Genomic DNA, 18692 nt, shown 5'->3' with positions numbered 1-18692 from the left:
CGTGACAGTGAGTTGACCGGTGTGCACCGGCGTGGTCTACTCCGAATCGTGACCGACACCGATGTGCGCCTGTGGCGGAGGGTCCATATGGACCTCGTCCGCTATGCGGGCTGCGTGTGTCGTCCGTCCTGCTGACTTCGCATCCCCTTCTTCACCGGCGCGCGCCGTCGAGCGCTCTCGCGCTGCCGCGCGCCGTCCGCGAACGCTTTCAGGACGGTACTCGTGTCTGCCTCTCTGTCTCCCGCTGTCTCCTCCACCCCGCTGTCTTCCACCGTGCCCGCCTCCGTCTCGTCTTCCGCGTCCAACGCCGGCGCGGGAAGCGGGCCGACGCAGGCGGAACTCCTCGACTTCGTCCGCAGGACTGCCGCCGACGCCGAGCTGATCGCCTCACTCCCCCTCGATCCCGAGGGCCGCACCTGGGTGCGCCTGGAGGGGCCCGGCGGCAGTGAGGCCTGGCTGATCGGCTGGCCGCCCGGCACCGGCACCGGCTGGCACGACCACGCCGACTCGGTGGGCGCGTTCCTCACCGCTCGCGGCGAGCTGCGGGAACACGCGCTGGCCGTGCGGCTGCCCACGGACGGCTGGCAGAGCCTGGAGTTGTCCGAGGGCGTGGACCGCGAGCGCCGGCTCGGAGCGGGCCAGGGCCGCGCCTTCGGACGCCACCACGTCCATGAGGTGCTCAACGCCTCGGCCGACGAGCACGCGGTCTCCGTCCACGCCTACTACCCGCCGCTCCCCCGCATCCGCCGCTACAGCCGCACCGGCCAGGTGCTGCACCTGGAGCAGGTCGAGCGCCCGGAGGACTGGCAGTAGGCGCGCCGGGCGAACGGCCACCCGGCGTCGGCGAGTTCGACGGCAGGGCTACGAGGCCGCCCCGCGTGGGACCCGCGTCAGAACTCCCCGTCCTCGCCCAGGAACTCCGTGTCCTCCCCCTCCTCCTCGAGCGCCTGCCGGACCACGCGCAGGGCCATCCCCTGCGAGTAGCCCTTGCGCGCGAGCATCCCGGCCAGGCGGCGGATCCGTTTGTCGCGGTCGAGGCCGCGGGTGGCCCTCAGTTTGCGGTCGACGAGTTCGCGCGCGGTCGTCTCCTCCTGCTCGGAGTCGAGCTGGGCGACGGCCTCGTCGATCAGTGCGGGGTCGACGCCCTTGGTGCGCAGTTCCTGTGCGAGCGCCCGCCGGGCCAGCCCCCGGCCGTGATGGCGGGACTCCACCCAGGCGTCCGCGAAGGCGCTGTCGTCGATCAGTCTGACCTCCTCGAACCGCGACAGCACCTCCTCGGCCACGTCGTCCGGGATCTCCCGCTTGCGCAGGGCGTCGGCGAGTTGCTTGCGCGTGCGTGGGGTCCCGGTGAGCAGGCGCAGGCAGATCGCCCGCGCCCGCTCAGCCGGGTCCCCTGAAGACGCCTCCCGCTCGGCCCTCGACGAGGAGGGAGCGCCTTCGTCCTCGGCGGACGGTTCCCCGAAGCCGCGCCGACGGCGTCCGCGCCCGCCGCGCGGACGGGAACCGCCCTCGCCGTCCCCTGCTCGGCGGCCGCCGAAGGAACGGTCCTCGCCGTCCTCACGCCCGCCCCCGTGCGGGCCGCCCCATGAACCGCCGTCCGGCCAGGTCTCACCGACCCCGGCGGGTCCGCCGGGGTGCGCGTCGCTCTCGGCCCAGTCCGTTCGTCGTGTCACGGATCAGCTCTTGGCAGCCGCGGCCTTGTTCCTGGCGGTTTTGGCGGCGGGAGCGGTGACGGCCTTGGCGGCGTCGTCCGCAGGCGCACCCGTGGCGGCCGCGGTGTCCGCGCCCGGCTCGGCGGCGGGATCCTGCGGGCGCACGCCGACGCCCAGCTTCTCCTTGATCTTCTTCTCGATCTCGTTGGCGAGGTCGGGGTTGTCCTTCAGGAAGTTGCGGGCGTTCTCCTTGCCCTGGCCCAGCTGGTCGCCCTCGTACGTGTACCAGGCGCCGGCCTTGCGGACGAAGCCGTGCTCCACGCCCATGTCGATCAGACCGCCCTCGCGGCTGATGCCCTGGCCGTAGAGGATGTCGAACTCGGCCTGCTTGAAGGGCGGCGCGACCTTGTTCTTGACGACCTTGCAGCGGGTGCGGTTGCCGACCGCCTCGGTGCCGTCCTTCAGGGTCTCGATGCGGCGGATGTCGATGCGCACCGAGGCGTAGAACTTCAGCGCCCGGCCACCGGTCGTGGTCTCCGGGGAGCCGAACATGACGCCGATCTTCTCGCGGAGCTGGTTGATGAAGATGGCGGTGGTCTTGGACTGGTTGAGCGCGCTGGTGATCTTCCGCAGGGCCTGGCTCATCAGGCGGGCCTGCAGACCGACATGGCTGTCGCCCATCTCGCCCTCGATCTCCGCGCGCGGGACGAGCGCGGCGACGGAGTCGATGACGATGAGGTCGAGGGCGCCGGAGCGGACCAGCATGTCCACGATCTCCAGGGCCTGCTCGCCGTTGTCGGGCTGCGAGAGGATCAGGTTGTCGATGTCGACGCCGAGCTTCTTCGCGTACTCGGGGTCGAGGGCGTGCTCCGCGTCCACGAAGGCGACCTGGCCGCCGGCCTTCTGGGCGTTGGCGACGGCGTGCAGGGTCAGCGTGGTCTTACCGGAGGATTCCGGTCCGTAGATCTCCACGACGCGGCCGCGCGGCAGGCCGCCGACGCCGAGAGCCACGTCGAGGGCGGTCGAACCGGTCGAGATGACCTCGATGGGCTCCATCGACCGCTCGCCCATGCGCATGACCGCGCCCTTGCCGAATTGCCGTTCAATCTGTGCGAGAGCGGCGTCCAGGGCCTTCTCGCGGTCGGTTCCTGCCATGGGTTCCACCCGGTTTGCTTGAGTCGATCGCTTCACGTCAAAGACGCTAACGCCTGCCACTGACAATGCGCCCCGACGCTGGTCCGGCCTGTGGATAACTCGGGCACTTATCCCCTCGAACCGGGACGAAGTCCCCGTCGAGAGGCTCGCCGGAGCCTCCATGAGAATAGATGTTCGATTTTCGTGTCAAGCGGGCCCCGCACCCCCGAGCGGCGCCCCCACGACCCCGACAACCCCCGCCGTCCGCCCGCGCCGGGAGACCCCTCACCCCCGTCGACCTCCCCGCCGCGGTCAGCCGGACCGTTCCCCCCGGCCGCCCGCGCGTTCCCTCGTCGCCGCCCACGCCTTCCGCGCCCGGTCGAGCAGCCCCGGCCCCTCGCCCCGGCGGCGGTGCCCGTGGACACGCGGGTCGTCCGTCACGTCGTAGCGCTTCACATAGGCGCCCAGGAAGGCCTGGAGCGTGGCGACGGCCGGGATGGAGATCAGCGCGCCGACCGCGCCGAGGAGCGCGGTGCCGGCGATGACCGAGCCGAAGGCGACGGCGGGATGGATGTCGACGGTCTTCGACGTCAGCTTCGGCTGCAGCATGTAGTTCTCGAACTGCTGGTAGACCACGACGAACACCAGCACCCACAGCGCGTACCAGGGGTCGACCGTGAAGGCGATCAGCATGGGCAGCGCGCCCGCGAGATACGTGCCGATGGTGGGGATGAACTGCGAGACCACGCCCACCCACACCGCGAGCACGGGCGCGTACGGGATGCCCAGGGCCTCCAGGAGGATGTAGTGCGCGATGCCGGAGATCAGCGCCATCAGCCCGCGTGAGTACAGGTAGCCGCCGGTCTTGTCGACGGCGATCTCCCACGCGCGCAGCACCTCCGTCTGCCGGGCGGGCGGCAGCACCGAGCACAGGGCGCGCCGCAGCCGGGGCCCGTCGGCGGCGAAGTAGAACGAGAACAACGCGATCGTCAGCAGCTGGAAGAGACCGCCGAGGACCTGCGTGGAGACGTCCAGGACGCCGGCGGCGCTGTTCTGGGCGTACTTCCGCAGCCAGTCGGAGTGGAGCAGGCCCTCCTGGATGTCCACGCGCCGCAGCTCGGTGTGGAGCGTGGTGTTGATCCAGCTGATCACGGAGTCCAGGTAGTCCGGGAAGTCCTCGATCATCTTGATGATCTGCCCGGCGAGCATCGAGCCGAGCAGCGTGAAGAAGCCCGCGAACGCGATCAGCAGACCGAGGAATACCAGGAAGGCCGCGAGGCCCCGGCGGACGCCGCGGGCGGCCATCCGGCTCACCGCCGGTTCCATGGCGAGGGCCAGGAAGAACGCGATGAGGATGTTGATCAGCAGGCCGATGAGCTGGTGGAACGCCCAGGTTCCCAACTGGAACAGGGCGACCAGGGCGAGCGCGAGCACCATCGCGCGCGGGAGCCAGCGCGGCATGCGCGCGCCCGGCGCGGTGTCGGTGCCGGCGCCGGACCGAGGCCCGGCGGGCGGCGCGGTGTCCGACGGGGTCGCGGGTGGGGCGACCTGCCCGTTCTCGTCAGTGGGTGCCACGGCTCAAGTCTCGCCCACGGCACCGACAACCGGGGACCCCGGTGCGATCTTCACCCCGGATTCGGTGCGACCGGCACGCCGGCAGGGATCAGCGCTTCTCCTGCGGCACGTTCATCACCGTGCACACCACGCGCCACACGTCCTTGGCGTCCCAGCCGGCCGCCAGCGCCTCGTGCACGGTGCGCCCGCCGAGCTCCGTCATCACGTGATCGCGCGCGAAGGTGTCGGCGTACCCCGCGCCGAAGTGCTCGTCCATCCGCTGCCAGAAGACCGTCAACCGCATGATGTGCGCTCCATGAAGTGCGTGTATGTACGCAGAGTAAAGCCCTCACCCGTTCACGTTCGAGGCGCCGCCTCCCGGGGCGATCAGTCCCGTTTGGTAGGCGAAGACAACGGCCTGGACCCGGTCGCGCAGATCCAGCTTGGACAGGACGCGGCCGACGTGGCTCTTGATCGTGGTCTGGCTGAGATGGAGACGGGAGGCGAGTTCGGCGTTGCTGAGGCCCGTGGCGAGCAGACGGAGCACCTCCAGTTCACGCGGGGTCAGGGTGGACAGATCACGGTGGGGGGCGATGGCCTGTGGTCCGTCGTGCTCGGCGAAGCGTTCGATCAGGCGGCGGGTGATCGTGGGTGCGAGGAGAGCGTCGCCGGACTGCACCAGACGCAGCGCGGCCACCAGGTGCTCCGGGGAGACGTCCTTGAGCAGGAATCCGCTGGCACCGGACGTGAGGGCTGCGTAGACATAGTGGTCGAGGTCGTACGTGGTGAGGATGATGACCCGGGTCTCCTGCAGCCCTTCACTGCCCAGGATGCGCCGGGTGGCCTCGATGCCGTCCATCTGCGGCATCCGGATGTCCATGAGAACGACGTCGGGCTGCGTGCGACGGACTGCCGCGACGGCCTCGGCACCGTCAGCCGCCTCAGCGGCCACCTGGATGCCGTCCGCGGCCAGAATCATCTTGAAGCCGGTGCGCACGAGGGCCTGGTCGTCCGCGATGACCACGCGCAGCGGCGGCTTGTCCGCCGTCATGCCGCGCTCCGCGGGATACGGGCCGTGACCCTGTAGCCGCCGGCGTCTGTCGGTCCGACCGTCAGCCGGCCTTTGTAGACGGCCAGTCGCTCACGCAGGCCCAGGTGGCCACGGCCGTTGCTCTCCGCTGGTGAGCAGCCCTTCTCGCCGCCCGTGTCCGTGACCTCGATCTGCAGACTGGTGTCGGTGTGACCGATGGAAAGCGTCGCCTCCGCGCCGCGTGCGTGTTTGACGGTGTTGGTCAGCGCCTCCTGCACGACGCGGTACGCCGCGAGGTCCACGCCCGGCGGCAGCGGTTCCGGCGGCAGCGACAGCTCGACGCTCACGGGCGTCCCGGCAGCGCGTACCCGCGCGACCAGCGCGTCGAGCTGCGCGAGCCCGGGTTGGGGCTCCAGACCGTCGGGCCCGTCCTGATCGGCGGCTGCCAACAGGCCCATCACGTGCCGGAGTTCTGCCATGGCGGCCCGGCCTCCGGCCTCGACGGCCAGCAAAGCCTCCTTGGACTGCTCCGGCATCACGTCCATCACCTTGCGTGCCGCGCCCGCCTGGATCACCATCACGCTCACGTTGTGAGTGACGACGTCATGCAGCTCGGCAGCGATACGGGAACGCTCCTCCTCGACGGCCCGGCGCGTGGCCTGCTCCTGAGCCTCCTGAAGTTCGGCCACCCGGAGTCTGCTGGACGCCAGACGTAGGTGCAGGAAACGAACGAGGCTGGCCAGCATCCCGGCCACCAGCAGCACGAAGCCCGGGCTGGACCATGCCGGGACCACTGGATCCGCATTCCGGAAGGCGACACCGGACAGTACGGCCGCGATCACCAGTATGGCGATCGACAAGATCCGGTATCGGCTGTGGACGACGGCGCTGTAGGCGGCGATGACACAGGCCCGGATGGTGACCCAAGAGGCCGAGCTGCCGATGGCCAGGCTTGCGCCCAGCACCGTTGTGAAGACGGCCAGTGGGTAGCGGCGCCGCAGGGCGAGCGGCAGCGTCGACACGAGGACCAGGGCCCAGGGCACAGGAGAAAGGCCTTCCTCCACAGGCGCCTGATCGGGGCCGGGCGGCGGCGGGGCCGGGATGCCGGTGCCGACGTCGATCATGGGCGGGTCGACGGACACCGGTCCGTTGCCGGGACAGCGCACCGCGACGAACACAGCGACGGCACTCAGGACGGTCGCCAGCACCACATCGGCGCGGGCTGCCCGTCCGGACAGCGTGGCCTTCGCCTCGGGGCGTAACGCTTCCACGAGCTGTCGCCGCCGGCCGCGCCAGTCATCCGTCTCCATCCGCACATTGTGCTGGCTTCCGCACTCGTCCCACGTCCGTCCGACTGACCACGGCCCCCTCCTCGGGTCCTCATCCTTAAGGAGGAGTCCGCGGCCGGATCGTCCGAAGGGACGGGCGGCTATCGGTTCCGCGGCCGACGCGCACCGCCGTTGCCGCCCCCTAGGTTCACAGGGCCGGCGACAGCACGCGCCTCTCGCGACCGTAAGGACGGGCCTCCCGCATGAACCAAGTGATCGAACTGGAGGGCGTGGCCAAGCGCTACGACAGCGCCGGCGCGCCCGCGCTCGGACCGCTCACACTGAGCGTCGCCAGAGGCGAGGCCCTTGCCGTGACAGGTCCTTCCGGCAGCGGCAAGTCCACGCTGCTGAACCTCGTCGCCGGCCTGGACAAGCCGACGGACGGCGCTGTGATCGTGGCGGGCCGGCGGATCGGCCAGCTGAGCGAGCACGCCCTCGCCAGGTTCCGGCGCGCGCACATCGGCATGGCCTTTCAGTTCTTCAACCTCCTCGACGACCTCACCGTCGCCGACAACATCCAGCTCCCGGCACAGCTGACCGGCACCGGCCGTCGCGAAGCCGCGTCCCGCGCAGGCGAGCTCATGGAGATGCTCGGCATTCAGAAGCACGCCCGCGCCTACCCGGGCCGGCTGTCCGGAGGCGAACGCCAGCGAGTCGGTGTGGCCAGGGCGTTGATCAACCGCCCCGAACTGCTGCTCGCCGACGAGCCGACCGGTGCGCTCGACACCGCGTCGGGCCACGACGTCCGCGACCTGCTGATGGACCTGCACCGCGGGGGCCAGACCATCGTGCTGGTGACACACGACCTGTCACTGGCGGAGGCGGTCGCGAGCCGCACCATCCACCTCGTGGACGGTCACCTCGCCCTCGACACGTATGCCAAGGCCGTCCGGTGAGCGTGTTCGGCAACGGCGCGCTGAGCCGGGTCGTTCGCTCCGGGGTGAGCCGGCGGCGCGTGCAGTCCGTGGTGATCGCGATCGCCACGATGATGGCCGTGGCCTCGGCCGTGGTCGCCGGGTCGCTGATGGTCGCCGCGGCCGCGCCCTTCGATCATGCCTTCGACAAGCAGCGAGGCGCGCACATCACCGCGCAGTTCGATCCGGCCAGGGTGAGCACGGCGAAGCTGGCGGAGACCGGGAAGCTGGACGGCGTCACCGCGAGCGCGGGGCCGTACTCCTCCACGGCGTTCCGCCCGGTGGATCAGACGGGCTTCCGGCTTCCGACTCTCACCCTTGTCGGGCGGTCCGGTACGGACGATGCCGTGGACCGGGTGGAGCTGAAGTCCGGTCAGTGGGTGCAGAGGCCGGGCGAGATCGTGCTCAGCACGTCCTTCGAGGGGCCAGGCGTCGAGATCGGCTCCACCCTCAGGACGTCGGACGCCACGAACTCCCCGGCCCTCAAGGTGGTCGGCTTCGCCCTGTCGGCCGGCAGGACCGCCGACTCCTGGGCGACGCCGGCGCAGGTCGACGCGGTGGCGTCGCAGGGGCACCCCGTCATGCGGCAGATGCTCTACCGCTTCGACTCCGCGGACACCAAGGCCCAGCTCCTCGCCCACCGGGCGATGCTCGTCTCCGCCACGGGCTCCGGAGCGCTGCTCGGTACGCAGTCCTGGCTGGACACCAAGTGCGCCGCCGACCAGGCCGCGGCGGCGACCGTTCCGTTCGTGATGGCTTTCGGTGTGCTCGGCATCGTGATGTCGGTGATCACCGTGAGCAGCGTGATCAGCGGTGCGGTCGGCACCGGTCTGCGCAGGATCGGCATCCTCAAGGCCATCGGCTTCACTCCGCGCGAGGTCGTCCGCGCCTACGTGGCCCAGGCGATGATCCCGGCCGTCGCCGGCATCGTTCTGGGTGTCCTGCTGGGCAACCTCCTGGCCGTGCCGATGCTGGCGGACACGCAGTCGGTGTACGGCACCGTCTCGCTCGCGGTGGCCTGGTGGGTGGACGTCGCAGTGCCGGCCGCCGCCCTGCTCGTCGTGGGGCTCGCGGCTCTGATTCCCGCACGGCGAGCCGGAAAGCTGCACACGGTGGAAGCCATCGCGGTCGGCCGGGCGCCGCGCACGGGGCGCGGGCAGCGGGCGCACCGGGCGCTGGGCCGGCTGCCGCTGCCGCGACCGGTGACCTACGGTCTCGCCACCCCCTTCACGCATCCGGTCCGCGCCCTCGCGATGCTGCTCGCGGTGGCGTTCGGCACGATCGCGGTGACCTTCGCGGTGGGGCTGACCTCGTCGCTGGGCGCGATCAGCGCGTCGCAGGATCCCGAAAGCCGTGCCTCGGTCACGGTGACGACGGTCAGGATGAACACCCTCGCTCCCCCGCCGCCTCCCCCCGCAGGCGGCGCGGCGAGCCCGCCTCCCGTGGCCGGCGGCAAGCCGGACCCGTCCAAGGCCGAGCCCGCTGACCCGGCGAAGGTGAGATCCGCCATCACGTCCCAGGCGGGCCTGGACTCGTACTACGGCAAGCTCCAGACCGAGGTCGTCGTGGCCGGCGTCTCCGGGCCGGTTCAGGCCAGCCTCTACGAAGGCGATTCCCGCGACGGCAGCTACGAGATGCTCTCGGGGCACTGGCTCACCGGTAAGGGGCAGGTCGTGGTGCCCTCCCGCTTCCTGGAGCGGACCAGCACCAAGATCGGCGACACCGTACGGGTGACCTACGAGCAGCAGAGCGCAGACCTGAAGATCGTGGGCGAGTCCTTCGACACGTCGGGCAATCAGCTGGAGATCCACGCGAACATGTCGGATTTCCCGGCGGCCACGCCCAGCACATTCCTCGTCAAGGTGCTGGCCGACGTCTCGGCGGACGACTTCGCCCACAAGCTCGCGTCGGTGGTGCGGCCACTGGGCGGCGACGCCACGACCATCCCCCCGGACGAGCAGAAAGGGGTCATCCTCATCATGCAGGCGATGGCAGTGGTGCTCACCCTCATGCTGGTCGCCGTGGCGGGTCTCGGCGTGCTCAACTCCGTCGTCCTCGACACCCGGGAACGCGTTCGCGACCTGGGCGTCTGCAAGGCGATCGGTATGACGCCGCGGCAGACCGTCAGCCTCGTGCTCGCCTCGGTGACGGCGATCGGTGCACTCGGCGGGCTGCTGGGCGTGCCTGCGGGATACGTCCTGCACGGATTCGTCATGCCGGTGATGGCACGCGCCGTGGGCACCACCATGCCGTCGTCCGTGCTCGACGTGTACGGGCCGGCTCGGCTGCTCATGCTGGGACTCGGCGGCGTCGTGCTCGCCGTGCTGGGTGCGCTGGTCCCCGCGGGCTGGGCGGCCAGGACCCTGACGGCCACCGCGCTGCGCACCGAGTAGCACCCGCGGTCGGTCGGGCGAAGACACAGGTCTCCGTGCAGCCGGGACGGTTCTTACGGGCCGGTTTCATTCCTGTCGTCTCACCGGTGCGGCCGGCGCCCCATCAGGGCCGGATCACGGCGACGACGTCCCCGACTCCGACGGTGCCCGGCGCGGTCACGGTGCCCAGGGCATCCAGGCGCATGGCGTGCGCTCGGGCGACGGTCTTCAGCACGTCGAGGAGTTCGGGCTCGGTCAGGGTTCCCGCTTCCGGGTAGCGGGAGCCCAGCCGCAGCAGGCCGGGCATCCTTCGGAACCGGCGCGTGTTCTTGCCCGAGCCGAACCTGCCCTCGGCGTCCCGCACCGCGTACAGCCGGTCACCCAGCAGGCCCCCGCTCGTACACGCCGACCGACTCCGGACGCTCTCCGCCCGTGGACTTGATCGGGTATCGCCAGATCCGCTCGACGCCATCCGCTGCCGGAAGACCGTCAACCGCATGACGTCCGTGTCCCGCGCGCGGGGGTGGCCCCGGCCGGGACCGCCTGCCGGGACCGCTTCGCGGCCTACGGTCTGACCATGGCCGACTCCGGAGCATCCCCACTCCCCCCGACGACCCAGGCGCGTTCCCCGCTCTCCCGCGCCGAGCACTTCGTCTGGCTCACCGCGCGCGTGCTCGAACAGCGCCTCTTCGCCTACCACTTCCTGCACGGCGGCGCCGACCCCGTGGAGACCGCGCTCGACGCCTACCGCAACGAGGACGGCGGTTACGGGCACGCGCTCGAACCCGATCTGCGCGGCCCCGTCAGCCAGCCCCTGCACACCGCGCGGGCGCTGCGCGTCCTGGACCGTCTCGGGCGCTGCGACGGCCGGCGCGTGGAACACGTGTGCCGCTACCTCACCGCCGTGTCGACCCCCGACGGGGCCCTGCCCGCGGTCCACCCCAGCCAGCGCGGGTACCCCGCCGCCCCGTTCGTCCCGATCGTGGACGACCCGCCCAGCGCACTCCTGGCCACCGGCCCGGTGGTGGGCCTGCTGCACCGCAACGAGGTGTGGCACGCATGGCTTTTCAGAGCCACGGACTTCTGCTGGCATGCGGTGGACTCCCTGGAGACGTCCCACCCCTACGAGATCGAGGCGGCCGTGGCCTTCCTGGACTCCGCCCCCGACCGCCCGCGCGCGGAGGCGGCCGCCGACCGGCTGGGCCGCCTGGTCCGCGAACGCCGGCTCGCCGTGCTGGACCCGGACCGCGCGGACGACCACCCGGTGGCGCCCGGCTACGCCCCCGGCGAGCACCACTTCCCCCACGACTACGCCCGTACGCCGGGCTCCCTCGCGCGCGCGTGGTTCACGGACGACGAGATGGCCCGCTCCCTGGACTTCCTCGCCGGCGACCAGCGGGAGGACGGCGGCTGGCCGATCCGCTGGCGCGCGTGGGCGCCGGGCACCGCCCTGGAGGCCCGCCCCATGGTGACGATCGACGCCCTGCACACGCTGCGGGCGCACGGCCGCACGATCGACTGACAACCGGACGATCGCCTGAGAACCGGACGAGACGATCGTCTGGCATCCGGACGCACGGATCACCACACGCGCACGATCGCCTCGCGCGGCCGCCGGCGACCCCGGCGACCGCTCAGCCGCCCAGCGCCCGCACCCCCGCCGTCACCGCCACGGCCGCCGCGACGACCAGCAGGAACGGTGCGCGCAGGACGAGCGCCACGGCGGCCGCGGCGAGCCCCGCCGCCCTCGCGTCGAGCACTAGCGCGTGCCCGTCGGCGAAGGTCTGCTGGGCTGTGAGGGCGGCGAGGAGGGCGACCGGCAGCAGTGCGGCGAGCCTCCGGACCAGGGGCCGTTCCAGGGCGCCCGCCGGAACGAGCAGCCCGGCGAGCTTGACGGCGTAACAAGCGACCGCGGTCACCCCGATGGCGATCCAGACGTTCACCGCTCCCCCTCCGCGTGGCGCTCGGCGGCGGCGCGCTCCGACGTGTCACGGCCCTGCCGCGCGCCGCGGCGGCCCTCGGCCCACAGGGCGACCGGCGCGGCGAGCGCGGCCACCAGGACGGGCACTCCGGCGGGCAGCAGGGGCAGCAGGCCGAGCCCCAGGACGACCGCGAGAGCGGCGGTGAAGCGCTCGGTGGCGGTCTTCAGCATCGGCGCGAGCAGCGCCAGGAAGACGGCGGGACCGGCCGCGTCGAGCCCCCACGCGTCCGTGTCGCCGATGGCCTCGGCGCCCAGGGCGCCCAGCAGCGTGGTGAGGTTCCACAGCACGTAGAGGCTGATGCCGGTGACGGCGAACCCGAGGCGCGCCCCGCGCCGGTCGCGCTGCGCCAGCGAGACGGCGGTCGTCTCGTCGATCACCCACTGTGCGGCGAACGGGCGCACCGCGCGCGGGAGGGCCAGCACCTGCGACAGCCGCAGGCCGTAGAAGGCGTTGCGCACGCCGAGGAAGAAGGCGCCCGCGGCCGCCGTGAAGGGGTTGCCGCCGGCCGCCAGCGCACCGACGAGCGCGAACTGGGACGCTCCGGTGAACACCAGCAGGCTGAGGGCACAGGTCTGCCATGCCGTGAGCCCGCTGCCCGCCGAGGTCACCCCGAAGGCGAATCCGGAGAGTCCGACGGCGATGCCGACGCCGAGGGCGTCCCGTACGACAGCGGCGTCCGGTCTGCCTCTCCCGCCGGGTCCTGTGTTCGCGCGCGCTGTCCGTGCCACTTGTCCTGTCCGAGCTGTCTGTTCTGCCACCCGTCGGACGGTAGGAGCAGCCGGCGCCGCACGTCTTGTACGTTCTTGCGCTCGCGTACGTCCTCGGGCTCGCGTACGTCCCTATGCTGCCGGGCATCCTCGCGGCCGCGCTGGTACGCGCCCGGGGGCACGCCCACGATCCGCGTGAAGTGCCGGTTGAGGTGGGGCTGGTCGGTGAACCCGACGGCCACGGCCGCCTCCGCGGGCGGGATGCCGGTGTCGAGCAGCCGCCTCGCCCGACGGACCCGGGCGTCCGTCAGCCAGGTGTGCGGCGGCATCCCGTAGGCGTCCCGGAACGCCCTCAGCAGGGCGAAGGGGCTGGTGCCGAGGTCCTGCGCGAGGTGCTCCAGGGTGGGCGGGCCGGTCATCCGCTCCTCCAGCACGGCACGCGCGCGTGCGGCGATCCGCCCTCCGGCCGTGCGCACCGCCCGCTGGGGCGCCGGTCCGCCGTTGAGCCGCAGCAGCCGGGTCACGGCCACCCGCAGCAGCGTGTCGGCGGCCAGCGCGTCGCCCTCGTCGGCGGCCCGCAGCACCCGGTGCACCAGCGCCGCGGCGTACGGGTCGTCGAGCACCGGGCTCACGAACCCCGGCGCGCCCTTCAGCGTCGTCGTCTCGGCCGCGATCGCCGCCACCACCTCCGGTGACGGATACACCGCCCCGTACCGCCAGCCCTCGGGCACACCGGCCCGCCCGGTGTGCGGGGTGTCCGGGTTGACCAGCGCGAGCGCGCCGGCTCCGGCGTACTGGTCGCTCCCCCGGTGGTGGAACACCTCGACCCCGTCGGCGATGGCGGCGATGACGAAGTGCTCGTGGGTGTGCCGGACGAACGTCTTGCGGACATAGCGGGCACGGAGCAGGTCCACCTCGGACAACTCCGCGTACCGCCAGTGCCGCGCCACCTCTCCGGAACCCGCCATACCCCCCATTCTGCGCGACCGCCCTCCGCCCGACGGGGTCCGGGCGGCCGGACGGGCCGCAGGTCAGCGCCGTTGTCAGTGCTCGGGTGCAGGATGGACGCATGGTCAGCGACGCACACCGAGCCATGGACGGCTTCTCCCCCGCAACCCGCGGCTGGTTCACGGGCGCCTTCTCCGCGCCCACCGCGGCCCAGGCGGGCGCGTGGCAGGCCATCGGCGAGGGCTCGGACGTGCTGGTGGTGGCTCCGACCGGGTCCGGCAAGACCCTGGCCGCGTTCCTCGCCGCCCTGGACCAGCTGGCCTCGACGCCCCCGCCGGCCGATCCGAAAAAGCGCTGCCGGGTCCTGTACGTGTCACCGCTCAAGGCCCTCGCGGTGGACGTCGAGCGCAATCTGCGCAGCCCGCTGACCGGCATCCGCCAGGAGTCGGTGCGGCTGGGCCTGCCGGAGCCGGAGATCAAGGTCGGCATCCGCTCCGGCGACACGCCCGCCGCCGAGCGCCGCGCGCTGTCCACCCGCCCGCCGGACATCCTGATCACCACTCCGGAGTCGTTGTTCCTGATGCTGACGTCGGCCACGCGCGACGCGCTGACCGGCGTGGAGACGGTCATCCTGGACGAGGTCCACGCCGTGGCCGGCACCAAGCGCGGCGCCCACCTCGCCCTCTCCCTGGAGCGCCTCGACGAGCTCCTGCCGGCGCCGGCCCGCCGGATCGGTCTCTCGGCGACGGTCCGCCCGGTCGACGAGGTGGCCCGCTATCTGTCCCCGCGCCGCAAGGTGGAGATCGTCCAGCCCGAGTCGGGCAAGGAGTTCGACCTGTCCGTGGTGGTCCCGGTGGAAGACCTGGGCGAGCTGGGCGGCTCCCCGGTCGCCGACGGCTCCGAGGGCGCGGAACGCCCGTCGATCTGGCCGCACGTCGAGGAGCGTATCGCCGACCTCGTCCAGGCCCACCGCTCCACGATCGTGTTCGCGAACTCCCGCCGGCTCGCCGAGCGCCTGTGCAACCGCCTCAACGAGATCGCCTACGAACGGGCCACCGGCGAACCGCTCGACGAGCACCACGCGCCGGCCGAGCTGATGGGCGGCTCGGGTGCGGCGCAGGGCGCGCCGCCCGTCCTCGCGCGCGCCCACCACGGCTCGGTGTCCAAGGAGCAGCGCGCGCTCGTCGAGGAGGACCTGAAAGCCGGCCGTCTGCCCGCCGTGGTCGCCACCTCCAGCCTGGAACTCGGCATCGACATGGGCGCCGTCGATCTGGTCGTCCAGGTGGAGTCCCCACCCTCGGTGGCCTCGGGGCTACAGCGTGTGGGCCGCGCGGGCCACCAGGTCGGGGCCGTGTCGACCGGTGTGGTCTTCCCCAAGTACCGCGGCGACCTGGTCCAGGCGGCGGTCGTCACCGAGCGGATGCGCATCGGCGGCATCGAGTCCCTCAAGGTCCCGGCGAACCCCCTGGACGTGCTCGCCCAGCAGCTCGTCGCGATGACCTCCATGGACACCTGGCAGTTCGACGACCTGCTCACCCTGGTCCGCAGGGCCGCGCCCTTCGCCTCCCTCCCGGAGTCCGCCTTCACGGCGGTCCTCGACATGCTCGCCGGCCGCTACCCGTCCGACGCGTTCGCCGAGCTGCGCCCACGCGTGGTGTGGGACCGGGTCGCCGGCACGATCACCGGCCGCCCCGGCGCCCAGCGCCTGGCCGTGACCTCCGGGGGCACGATCCCCGACCGGGGGCTGTTCGGCGTCTTCCTGGCCGGGGCCGACCCCAAGAAGGGCGGCGGCCGCGTCGGGGAGCTCGACGAGGAGATGGTCTACGAGTCCCGGGTGGGCGACGTCTTCACCCTCGGCACGAGCTCCTGGCGCATCGAGGACATCACCCGCGACCGCGTCCTGGTCTCGCCCGCGCCCGGTGTCCCGGGCCGGCTCCCGTTCTGGAAGGGCGACCAGCTGGGCCGGCCGCTCGAACTCGGCCGCGCTGTGGGCGCGTTCCTGCGCGAGGTCGGCTCCCTGCCCGAGGAGGACGCCCGGCTCCGTCTGCTCACCGCGGGCCTGGACGCCTGGGCCGCCGACAACGTGCTGTCCTACCTCGACGAACAACGCCAGGCCTGCGGCCATGTGCCGGACGACCGGACCATCGTCGTCGAACGCTTCCGCGACGAACTCGGCGACTGGCGCGTCGTCGTGCACTCGCCCTTCGGCGCCCAGGTGCACGCCCCCTGGGCGCTCGCTCTCGGCGCCAAGCTGTCCGAGCGGTACGGCATGGACGCCCAGGTGATGCACGCCGACGACGGCATCGTGCTGCGTCTGCCGGACGCCGACCTGATGAGCCTGGACCTCCTCGACCGGGAGCCCACCAGGGCCGGCTCCGAATACGACGCCGAGCAGGCGCCCGTGGGCGCGGCGGACGTCGTCTTCGACAAGGGCGAGGTCGACCAGATCGTCACCGACCAGGTCGGCGGCTCGGCGCTGTTCGCGGCCCGGTTCCGTGAGTGCGCCGCCCGCGCGCTGCTGCTGCCGCGCCGCAACCCGGGCAAGCGCACACCGCTGTGGCAGCAGCGTCAGCGCGCCGCCCAACTGCTCCAGGTGGCGAGCGAGTTCGGCTCGTTCCCGATCGTCCTGGAGGCGGTCCGCGAGTGCCTCCAGGACGTCTTCGACGTCCCCGGGCTCGTGGAGCTGATGGGCGATCTGGAGTCGCGCAGGGTGCGCCTGGTCGAGGTCACCACCCCCGAGCCGTCCCCCTTCGCCCGCTCCCTCCTCTTCGGTTACGTCGCCCAGTTCCTCTACGAGGGCGACTCCCCGCTCGCCGAGCGCCGCGCCGCCGCGCTGTCCCTGGACTCGCGTCTGCTGGCCGAACTGCTCGGCCAGGCGGAGTTGCGCGAACTGCTCGACGCGGAGGTCCTCACCGAGCTGGAGCGGGAGTTGCAGTGGCTCACCGAGGACCGCCGCGTGAAGGACGCCGAAGGCGTCGCGGACATCCTGCGCCTGCTCGGCCCGCTCACCGGAGCCGAACTTGCCGAGCGCGGCGCCGAACCGGCGTGGGCCGAGGAACTGGCGTCCGCCCGCCGGGCGATCAGGGTCCGCATCGCCGGCGCGGACCACTGGGCGACCATCGAGGACGCGGGCCGGCTGCGCGACGCGCTGGGCACGGCACTGCCGGTCGGCGTCCCGGAGGCCTTCACCGAACCGGTGAAGGACCCCCTCGGCGACCTCCTCGCCCGCTACGCCCGCACCCACGGCCCGTTCACCTCGGCCACGGCCGCCGCCCGCTTCGGTCTGGGCGTGGCGGTCACCGATGGCGCGCTCCAGCGGCTCGCGGCGGGCGGACGCGTCGTCCAGGGCGAGTTCCACCCCGCGGGCATCGGCCAGGAGTGGTGCGACGCGACCGTGCTGCGCAGGCTGCGCCGGCGCTCCCTGGCCGCCCTGCGGCACGAGCTGGAACCGGTCCCGCCCCCGGCCTTCGCCCAGTTCCTGCCCCAGTGGCAGCACATCGGCAAGGGCCACGCGCTGCGCGGCGTCGACGGTCTGGTCCGCGCGGTCGAACAGCTCCAGGGCGCGTCGGTGCCCGCGTCCGCGCTGGAGAAGCTGGTGCTGCCGTCCCGGGTGACGGACTACACCCCGGCGATGCTCGACGAACTCACCGCCTCCGGCGAGGTGGTGTGGGCCGGGGCCGGGTCCCTGCCCGGCAAGGACGGCTGGGTCTCGCTGTATCTGACGGACGCGGCCCCGCTGCTCCTGCCGCCGCCCCACCCGCTGGAGCTGACGGAGTTGCACCGCCGTGTCCTGGACGCCCTCTCGGGCGGCTACGGCCTGTTCTTCCGTCAGATCGCCGACCAGGTCCGCGCGAGCGGCCATCCCGAGGTCACCGACCCCCAACTCGCCGACGCTCTCTGGGATCTCGCCTGGTCCGGCCGTCTCACCAACGACACGCTGGCGCCGATGCGCGCCCTCCTGGGCTCCGGCCGCACCGCCGGCTCCACGGCGCACCGCGCCAAACGCGCCGTCCCCCGTGGACGGTACGGCTCGCTGACGGCCGCCGCGCGTGCCGCGTCCCGCAGCGGCCCGCCGACCGTCGGAGGCCGCTGGTCGCTCCTCCCGGCGCAGGAGGAGGACCCCACGGTCCGCGCCCACGCCCTCGCCCGCACGCTCCTCGACCGGCATGGAGTGGTCACCCGTGGCGCGGTCGCCGCCGAGGGCGTCGAGGGCGGCTTCTCGGCGACGTACCGGGTCCTGTCCGCCTTCGAGGACAGCGGCCAGGCCCGGCGTGGATACGTCGTGGAAGGCCTCGGCGCCGCGCAGTTCGCCATGGACGGCGCCGTGGACCGCGTCCGCGCGGTGGCCAACGCCCGCGACCGCGGCGAGACCCTGCCCGGCCCCCCACTCGGGTCCGGCGCTTCCGACGGCTTCGCCTTCCCCGACGCCTCCCCGTCCGACGACCCCGGCTGGGAGCTTTTCGGCCCCGACGATTCCTCCGGGCCCCGGGTCACGTCCACCTCGCCGGACGACCTCGTCTCGCCGTACGACTTCGACTCCCCCGGCGCGGGCGGTCCCAGAGGCGGCTCCGGGCCCTCGTACGGCGCGCCCTACCCGTCCGGCTCCCGCCACTCCGCCCCGCGGGCCTCCGGCTTCGCCGACCGCGGTCGGCGTACGCCCTCGCCCGCTTCCCGTGCGGTGGTCCTCGCGGCGGCCGACCCCGCGAACGCCTACGGCGCCGCCCTGTCCTGGCCCGAGCCGCCGACCGGCGCCGGGCACAAACCGGGCCGCAAGGCGGGCTCCCTGGTGGTGCTCGTCGACGGCGAGCTGACCCTCTACATGGAGCGCGGCGGCAAGACCCTGCTGGCCTGGCCGACCACCGCGGAAGGCCAGGACTCCCCGGCCGACGACCCCCGGCTGCAGGCGGCGGCCCAGGCCCTGGCCGAGGCCGCCCGCGCGGGCTCCCTCGGCACGGTCACAGTGGAGCGCGTCAACGGCGCCTCGGCCCTGACCTCCCCCCTGGGCGCCCTCCTGGAGCAAGCGGGCTTCATCGCGACCCCGCGGGGACTGCGGCTACGAGCATGACGAACA

The 18692-nt window shown here is 72.5% G+C and carries 15 protein-coding genes and 1 pseudogene; 6 read left to right on the top strand and 10 right to left on the bottom strand.

The window, feature by feature from the left end; translation table 11 throughout:
• Positions 1-21 precede the first annotated feature (21 nt).
• Complete coding sequence (locus ACFYXA_RS00155) at positions 22-135, top strand: putative leader peptide (protein ID WP_351092407.1); 114 nt, start codon at positions 22-24, stop codon at positions 133-135.
• A 126-nt stretch (positions 136-261) separates the two neighbouring features.
• A complete protein-coding gene (locus tag ACFYXA_RS00150; RefSeq protein WP_389028963.1) occupies positions 262-813 on the top strand; it encodes a cysteine dioxygenase in 552 nt (183 codons plus the stop codon).
• Between the two features lie 77 nt (positions 814-890).
• Here ACFYXA_RS00150 and recX read toward each other — a convergent pair whose 3' ends face one another.
• The 6 genes from recX to ACFYXA_RS00120 form a co-directional block, all read right to left on the bottom strand.
• Positions 891-1673: a recombination regulator RecX gene (gene recX, locus ACFYXA_RS00145; protein ID WP_389026964.1), complete on the bottom strand. Its 783-nt coding sequence runs from the start codon at positions 1671-1673 to the stop codon at positions 891-893.
• Positions 1674-1676: 3 nt separating this feature from the next.
• The gene (gene recA / locus ACFYXA_RS00140) at positions 1677-2807 is read right to left on the bottom strand and encodes a recombinase RecA (protein WP_351091939.1); all 1131 of its coding nucleotides are present in this window, start codon (positions 2805-2807) and stop codon (positions 1677-1679) included.
• A gap of 291 nt (positions 2808-3098) precedes the next feature.
• A complete protein-coding gene (locus ACFYXA_RS00135) occupies positions 3099-4361 on the bottom strand; it encodes an AI-2E family transporter (protein WP_389026961.1) in 1263 nt (420 codons plus the stop codon).
• 88 nt (positions 4362-4449) lie between these two features.
• Complete coding sequence (locus tag ACFYXA_RS00130; protein ID WP_352245828.1) at positions 4450-4644, bottom strand: DUF3046 domain-containing protein; 195 nt, start codon at positions 4642-4644, stop codon at positions 4450-4452.
• A 45-nt stretch (positions 4645-4689) separates the two neighbouring features.
• Positions 4690-5391 (bottom strand): response regulator, encoded by a 702-nt coding sequence (locus ACFYXA_RS00125; protein ID WP_389026959.1) that lies wholly within the window; start codon positions 5389-5391, stop codon positions 4690-4692.
• Entirely contained in the window at positions 5388-6680 is a 1293-nt protein-coding gene (locus ACFYXA_RS00120; RefSeq protein WP_389026957.1) for a sensor histidine kinase, read from the bottom strand. Before ACFYXA_RS00120 ends, ACFYXA_RS00125 begins: the two co-directional genes overlap by 4 nt.
• 221 nt (positions 6681-6901) lie before the next feature.
• Between ACFYXA_RS00120 and ACFYXA_RS00115 the strand changes: the two genes are divergently transcribed.
• Together ACFYXA_RS00115 and ACFYXA_RS00110 are read left to right on the top strand one after the other, a co-directional pair.
• Positions 6902-7594 carry an ABC transporter ATP-binding protein gene (locus ACFYXA_RS00115; protein WP_389026955.1) on the top strand — a complete coding sequence of 231 codons (693 nt, stop codon included), beginning with the start codon at positions 6902-6904 and terminating at the stop codon, positions 7592-7594.
• Positions 7591-10005, top strand: a complete 2415-nt coding sequence (locus tag ACFYXA_RS00110) for an ABC transporter permease (RefSeq protein WP_389026953.1) — start codon at positions 7591-7593, stop codon at positions 10003-10005. Before ACFYXA_RS00115 ends, ACFYXA_RS00110 begins: the two co-directional genes overlap by 4 nt.
• A gap of 103 nt (positions 10006-10108) precedes the next feature.
• On the opposite strand, the gene ACFYXA_RS00105 is transcribed toward ACFYXA_RS00110, so the two are convergent.
• Complete coding sequence (locus ACFYXA_RS00105; protein ID WP_389026951.1) at positions 10109-10348, bottom strand: Fe-S protein; 240 nt, start codon at positions 10346-10348, stop codon at positions 10109-10111.
• Positions 10349-10561: 213 nt separating this feature from the next.
• On the opposite strand from ACFYXA_RS00105, the gene ACFYXA_RS00100 reads away from it, so the two are divergent.
• Positions 10562-11506 carry a hypothetical protein gene (locus ACFYXA_RS00100; protein WP_389026949.1) on the top strand — a complete coding sequence of 315 codons (945 nt, stop codon included), beginning with the start codon at positions 10562-10564 and terminating at the stop codon, positions 11504-11506.
• A gap of 112 nt (positions 11507-11618) precedes the next feature.
• Here the strand turns inward: ACFYXA_RS00100 and ACFYXA_RS00095 are convergent, their stop codons facing one another.
• From ACFYXA_RS00095 to ACFYXA_RS00085, 3 genes and pseudogenes are all read right to left on the bottom strand, one after another.
• Positions 11619-11927: an AzlD domain-containing protein gene (locus ACFYXA_RS00095; RefSeq protein WP_351100054.1), complete on the bottom strand. Its 309-nt coding sequence runs from the start codon at positions 11925-11927 to the stop codon at positions 11619-11621.
• Complete coding sequence (locus tag ACFYXA_RS00090) at positions 11924-12694, bottom strand: AzlC family ABC transporter permease (protein ID WP_389026947.1); 771 nt, start codon at positions 12692-12694, stop codon at positions 11924-11926. The genes ACFYXA_RS00095 and ACFYXA_RS00090 overlap by 4 nt, the downstream gene beginning before the upstream one ends.
• A pseudogene (locus ACFYXA_RS00085) lies at positions 12577-13641 on the bottom strand (AraC family transcriptional regulator); the annotation flags it as partial. The pseudogene ACFYXA_RS00085 and the gene ACFYXA_RS00090, both read right to left, overlap by 118 nt.
• Positions 13642-13742: 101 nt before the next feature.
• Between ACFYXA_RS00085 and ACFYXA_RS00080 the strand changes: the two are divergent.
• Positions 13743-18686 (top strand): ATP-dependent helicase, encoded by a 4944-nt coding sequence (locus tag ACFYXA_RS00080; protein WP_389026945.1) that lies wholly within the window; start codon positions 13743-13745, stop codon positions 18684-18686.
• The last annotated feature ends 6 nt before the right edge of the window (positions 18687-18692 follow it).

It is taken from the genome of Streptomyces sp. NPDC002566, from assembly GCF_042889585.1.
In the GTDB taxonomy this organism is placed as follows: Bacteria; Actinomycetota; Actinomycetes; order Streptomycetales; family Streptomycetaceae; genus Streptomyces.
This window is presented reverse-complemented; position numbering and strand designations above follow the sequence as displayed.

Bases quoted from the DNA above. Each gene is read 5' to 3' on its own strand.
- recA (WP_351091939.1), bottom strand. From the start codon at position 2,807: ATGGCAGGAACCGACCGCGAGAAGGCCCTGGACGCCGCTCTCGCACAG.
- ACFYXA_RS00130 (WP_352245828.1), bottom strand. From the start codon at position 4,644: ATGCGGTTGACGGTCTTCTGGCAGCGGATGGACGAGCACTTCGGCGCG.
- ACFYXA_RS00125 (WP_389026959.1), bottom strand. From the start codon at position 5,391: ATGACGGCGGACAAGCCGCCGCTGCGCGTGGTCATCGCGGACGACCAG.
- ACFYXA_RS00120 (WP_389026957.1), bottom strand. From the start codon at position 6,680: ATGGAGACGGATGACTGGCGCGGCCGGCGGCGACAGCTCGTGGAAGCG.
- ACFYXA_RS00115 (WP_389026955.1), top strand. From the start codon at position 6,902: ATGAACCAAGTGATCGAACTGGAGGGCGTGGCCAAGCGCTACGACAGC.
- ACFYXA_RS00100 (WP_389026949.1), top strand. From the start codon at position 10,562: ATGGCCGACTCCGGAGCATCCCCACTCCCCCCGACGACCCAGGCGCGT.
- ACFYXA_RS00080 (WP_389026945.1), top strand. From the start codon at position 13,743: ATGGTCAGCGACGCACACCGAGCCATGGACGGCTTCTCCCCCGCAACC.